The sequence below is a fragment of the Bacillus sp. CGMCC 1.60114 genome (assembly GCF_042676365.1).
Lineage (GTDB): Bacteria > Bacillota > Bacilli > Bacillales > Bacillaceae_G > Bacillus_A > Bacillus_A rhizoplanae_A.
On the sequence record NZ_JBHTHG010000066.1, the window covers coordinates 1 to 4,079 of the forward strand.

The 4,079-nt window shown below is 35.0% G+C and carries 6 protein-coding genes; 3 read left to right on the plus strand and 3 right to left on the minus strand.

Features of this window, described 5'->3' with window-relative positions:
* Nucleotides 1–297: 297 nt before the first annotated feature.
* The 3 genes from ACFQZ1_RS11040 to ACFQZ1_RS11050 form a co-directional block, all read right to left on the minus strand.
* Nucleotides 298–648, minus strand: a complete 351-nt coding sequence (locus ACFQZ1_RS11040; protein WP_377882244.1) for a DUF2019 domain-containing protein — start codon at nucleotides 646–648, stop codon at nucleotides 298–300.
* 110 nt (nucleotides 649–758) lie between these two features.
* Nucleotides 759–1,226 carry an SMI1/KNR4 family protein gene (locus tag ACFQZ1_RS11045; protein ID WP_377882245.1) on the minus strand — a complete coding sequence of 156 codons (468 nt, stop codon included), beginning with the start codon at nucleotides 1,224–1,226 and terminating at the stop codon, nucleotides 759–761.
* 166 nt (nucleotides 1,227–1,392) lie between these two features.
* Entirely contained in the window at nucleotides 1,393–1,890 is a 498-nt protein-coding gene (locus ACFQZ1_RS11050) for a P-loop nucleotide/nucleoside kinase family protein (RefSeq protein ID WP_377882247.1), read from the minus strand.
* 485 nt (nucleotides 1,891–2,375) lie between these two features.
* Between ACFQZ1_RS11050 and ACFQZ1_RS11055 the strand changes: the two genes are divergently transcribed.
* The 3 genes from ACFQZ1_RS11055 to arsC are packed head-to-tail and all read left to right on the plus strand — an operon-like array spanning nucleotide 2,376 to nucleotide 3,826.
* Nucleotides 2,376–2,723 (plus strand): ArsR/SmtB family transcription factor, encoded by a 348-nt coding sequence (locus ACFQZ1_RS11055; RefSeq protein WP_377882248.1) that lies wholly within the window; start codon nucleotides 2,376–2,378, stop codon nucleotides 2,721–2,723.
* A gap of 27 nt (nucleotides 2,724–2,750) precedes the next feature.
* On the plus strand, nucleotides 2,751–3,395 hold the full coding sequence (locus ACFQZ1_RS11060; RefSeq protein WP_377882249.1) for an MIP/aquaporin family protein: 645 nt from the start codon (nucleotides 2,751–2,753) through the stop codon (nucleotides 3,393–3,395).
* A 29-nt stretch (nucleotides 3,396–3,424) separates the two neighbouring features.
* Nucleotides 3,425–3,826, plus strand: coding sequence for an arsenate reductase (thioredoxin) (arsC, locus tag ACFQZ1_RS11065; protein ID WP_377882250.1), 402 nt, complete (start codon nucleotides 3,425–3,427; stop codon nucleotides 3,824–3,826).
* Nucleotides 3,827–4,079: the final 253 nt, after the last annotated feature.

A 4,079-nucleotide genomic window follows, 5' to 3' on the forward strand; every position in this document is an offset into this window, starting at 1 on the left:
AAAAAAGAAGAACAGAACTATCCAAATTCCCTTTGAAAAAAACGTATACAGTATATTGAGTATAGTATCAAAAACTTGGATGAGAAAATTCATTAAGTCTCCCCTTTTTTCCTTATTATACCATTTGAAGGAGATGATATGTTGTGTAATTTAGGTTGTATATCATATTCATGTTCGGTTAACATAACGTCTCATTATCGGGATTCAATATATCTAAAAATCTATAAAAATACCCTTCAGATCTTGTCTTCTGAAGGGATTTTTAGTTCACATAATCAGTGTTATCGGTATTTACCATTAAGACTTAAAGTTTAATTCCGTATTTTCAAATGATGCTAATAATAATTCAGCACTTACTCCTAATATAGTATCCATTTGTTTAATTTCTTGTAGTACTTGTTTTGATTTATTTTCATTCAATGTAAGGCATTGACTTGCTACACAAAAACGTACATATAAATTTGGATGATTTAGTAATTCCAATAATGCTTTTTCTCCAGCTTTACCCAAATCTCGTAATGAATCATAGTATTTAGCTATATATTTGTAATGCTTGTTCGTAACACTGAAATTCTCACCATTTTCAAATGATTCTCCGTACAAAATAGCTCTTTCAACATATTGTTCTATTATTTTTTCTTTATTCATGAGTTGTATTTCACTCCAGTTTACATAATTTATCGGAAGTGAGTGTGTCTATGAGCCTGTAAAAAGGCCCTCCAGCTTTTACTGAAAGGACCTTTTAATAATAGATTATATTAACCATCTATTGCATCTTTTAATGTTTCCAACAAGAAGGCTCCAAATGAAGAAGAAATAATTTCAAAGTTTTGTTTTTCAATCGGCACGCCAGCTGTAAACGAAGCGATAGGAGCCTCAATTTCATTTCTATCAATCATTGAGCAATCGAGACAATAATATTCAAAATCATAACCAGTTGCGTAAATAACTAAGTAATTCTTAGGAAGATTATTTTCTTTACGCAAGTTTTCTGTAATCCAAATAACGCTTGGAATTCCTGTATTTTCAACACCAAGTCCATATATTTCTTCACCAAAGATATCACCTGTTCCATATCTTTGTAAGAAAGTTTTATAACTAATTGGGAATTTAACATTTAGTCTTTCTTCTGCGCCTTTAATTTCTTTTTCACTAATTTCTCCTACAAAATCACTTTCATCAATATTTTGTTCAATTAGTTTTATCGCTTCTTCGATATTCCGCATCATAACCACCTATATTTTTTGTGTCTTCTACTTACTAAAATGATAACACAGAGATTAGATAGTAAACATAACGCACGAAAGGGGAAGTTATTTTAGAGATAGGTTTTCTTATCCCTGGAAGGAGACTCAATTCTTATGGTTCTATAACGCTGTGTTAAACTTCTTGTTATTCTTTTCCGCTAAACTCTAAAATATTTAAACCCTCAGATTCTTTTGGTGCTTCAAAAAAACTAGTAACATGAATAAACACCGCTTCCGTGTCAAAAGCTGCTCTTTCGGGTTGTTCGTTACGCCTTTGTGCAATTTGACGTAGGCATTGCTCGTTATTTAGATTAAGGAAAATGAGTTGATGGCTTGCATTGACTTCTGATGCCATATCCAAAAACCATTTTCGCAGTTTTTGAGTGTTAGCCGGAAAATCCATCACTACATCTGTACCGACACTTAATATGTTTTGGACATGTTTTTTCACCAACGGTTTGAGCTGTGCTGAGAATTTTAGATAGTCCTCAAATGATGCGAACTGATTGGTATAAAGAGATGACAGCCATTCATCCTCAGACAACAGTACCGCATTTTTATCTATCGCCCATTGTTTTGATTTAGTTGATTTTCCTGCACCCATTTTTCCACAGAAAAAGTATAGCGTCCCCAATTGTTTCATATTTTTTACCCCCCCGTGTTTATTTTATTTTTCTACCTCTAAACCGAACTACCTAAGTTTAACCACTGCTCCTTTTTCCTAATTGTATCATTTCAAAGTAACGGTTTGTCAGGATTTTCAGATGTATATTCCATACATGTCAGGTTAACATAACGTATCATTATCGGGATTCAATGTATTTAGAAGACTATTAAAAGTCCTCCAGATTGTTTAACTGGGGGATTTTTGTGTTCACATAATTCACGTTCTCAGAAGTTAGTTAATGAAGAGCGAAATTGTAAAGAATATGTTAAGGTCTGTTCTTTTCTCTTGTTATATAAGTATTTGATTATATACTTATAAATGAGAAAGAAGACGTATCTATATTGGCGTAATAACGTTTATCTGATCTGAAGATGAAGTTGATCTGTAATCAGTAGTAGATATAAGACCTTTCGTTGAATATATAAGTAAATAATTATGTAATTACACAAGGAGGTGCTTATATGCAAAAAACATTTGTAGATATGGAACGAACGGCACAAGTGTTGAAATTGCTTGGAGATAAAACACGTTTAACCATCGTTGCGATTTTAAAACAACGAGAGTGTTGTGTATGTGAATTTCTTGAAGTATTTGACATGAGTCAGCCTTCTATTAGTCAGCATCTTCGTAAATTAAAGGATGCGGGATTAGTGAAAGAAAGACGGAAAAGCCAATGGATTTATTATTCCCTAAACTCACAAAGTGATTTGTATGCACTGATTGAAGATATTTTAGAACATGTACCAGATCAGCATGATAAGATACAGGTCATGCAGAATTGCGCTTCAAATACATGTTGTAATGAATAGATAGTGCGAATACGGGGGAGCTCATGCATGAAGAAGAAACTAACCGCAGAATTTTTAGGAACATACTTTTTAGTTTTTGCTGGAACCGGAGCCATTGTGATCAATCAAATCACACAGAGTTTAACACATGTTGGAATTGCGTTAACCTTCGGACTTGTCGTGACTGCACTTATTTACACATTTGGACATATCTCGGGTGCGCATTTTAACCCAGCTGTCACGATTGGATTTTTCTTACTTGGGGATACAAGCAAGCGGGATGCTATATCGTATATTATTGTTCAACTGTTGGGTGCGATACTGGCAAGTATGACGATGCTCTTGTTATTTGGAAATGTCGCCAAGTTAGGCGCAACATTACCAAGAGGAACAGAGATTCAATCGTTTGGTTTGGAATTTATTCTTACCTTCTTTCTAATGATGATCATTTTAGGATCGGCTGTTCATGGAAAAGCGGTTCAGTCATTCGCCGGACTTGCAATTGGCTCTACGGTTGGACTGGAAGCCATGTTTGGTGGACCGATAAGCGGTGCATCCATGAATCCTGCACGTTCCATTGGACCGGCAATCATATCAGGTCACATGGAACATCTTTGGATTTATATTGTTGCTACCATATTAGGTGCGATTGCAGCGACTTTCGTTTATAAGTTTATGTATGAGGATCAATAATACATTACGTACTAAAGGAGACATGACAGATGAAAAAGCAAACAATCTACTTTTTATGCACAGGAAACTCTTGCCGTAGTCAAATGGCAGAAGGGTGGGCGAAGAAGCATTTAGGTGACAAGTGGAATGTATATTCTGCAGGTATCGAAGCACATGGTGTAAATCCTAATGCGATTAAATCCATGGAGGAAGTTGATATTGATATTACAAACCAAACTTCTGATGTCATCAATCGTGACATTTTAAATAATGCAGACTTGGTGGTAACTCTTTGCGGTCATGCAAATGATGTTTGCCCAACAACACCTTCGCATGTAAACCGTGTTCATTGGGGCTTTGATGACCCGGCAGGGAAAGAGTGGTCTGAATTTCAACGTGTTCGTGATGAAATTGGGGCACGTATTAAAGAATTTGCTGAAACAGGTAAATAAGCGATAGAAAAGGACTTTTCGTACGTTGAAAGGTCTTTTTCTTTTGCATACCGTATACATTATAAGTTTACATAACCTATCATTATCGGGATTCAATGTATTTAGAAGACTATTAAAAGTCCTCCAGATTGTTTAACTGGAGGACTTTAGTGTTCACATAATTCTTGTTATCGGAAACAAAGCAAATTCCCTCTCCAAAATGAAGGGGAGGAAATAACATTTGCAATTAGAAGTGCAATCTTCGGTTAGATAA

Bases quoted from the DNA above. Each gene is read 5' to 3' on its own strand.
- ACFQZ1_RS11040 (WP_377882244.1), bottom strand. From the start codon at position 648: ATGAATAAAGAAAAAATAATAGAACAATATGTTGAAAGAGCTATTTTG.
- ACFQZ1_RS11045 (WP_377882245.1), bottom strand. From the start codon at position 1,226: ATGCGGAATATCGAAGAAGCGATAAAACTAATTGAACAAAATATTGAT.
- ACFQZ1_RS11050 (WP_377882247.1), bottom strand. From the start codon at position 1,890: ATGAAACAATTGGGGACGCTATACTTTTTCTGTGGAAAAATGGGTGCA.
- ACFQZ1_RS11055 (WP_377882248.1), top strand. From the start codon at position 2,376: ATGCAAAAAACATTTGTAGATATGGAACGAACGGCACAAGTGTTGAAA.
- ACFQZ1_RS11060 (WP_377882249.1), top strand. From the start codon at position 2,751: ATGAAGAAGAAACTAACCGCAGAATTTTTAGGAACATACTTTTTAGTT.
- arsC (WP_377882250.1), top strand. From the start codon at position 3,425: ATGAAAAAGCAAACAATCTACTTTTTATGCACAGGAAACTCTTGCCGT.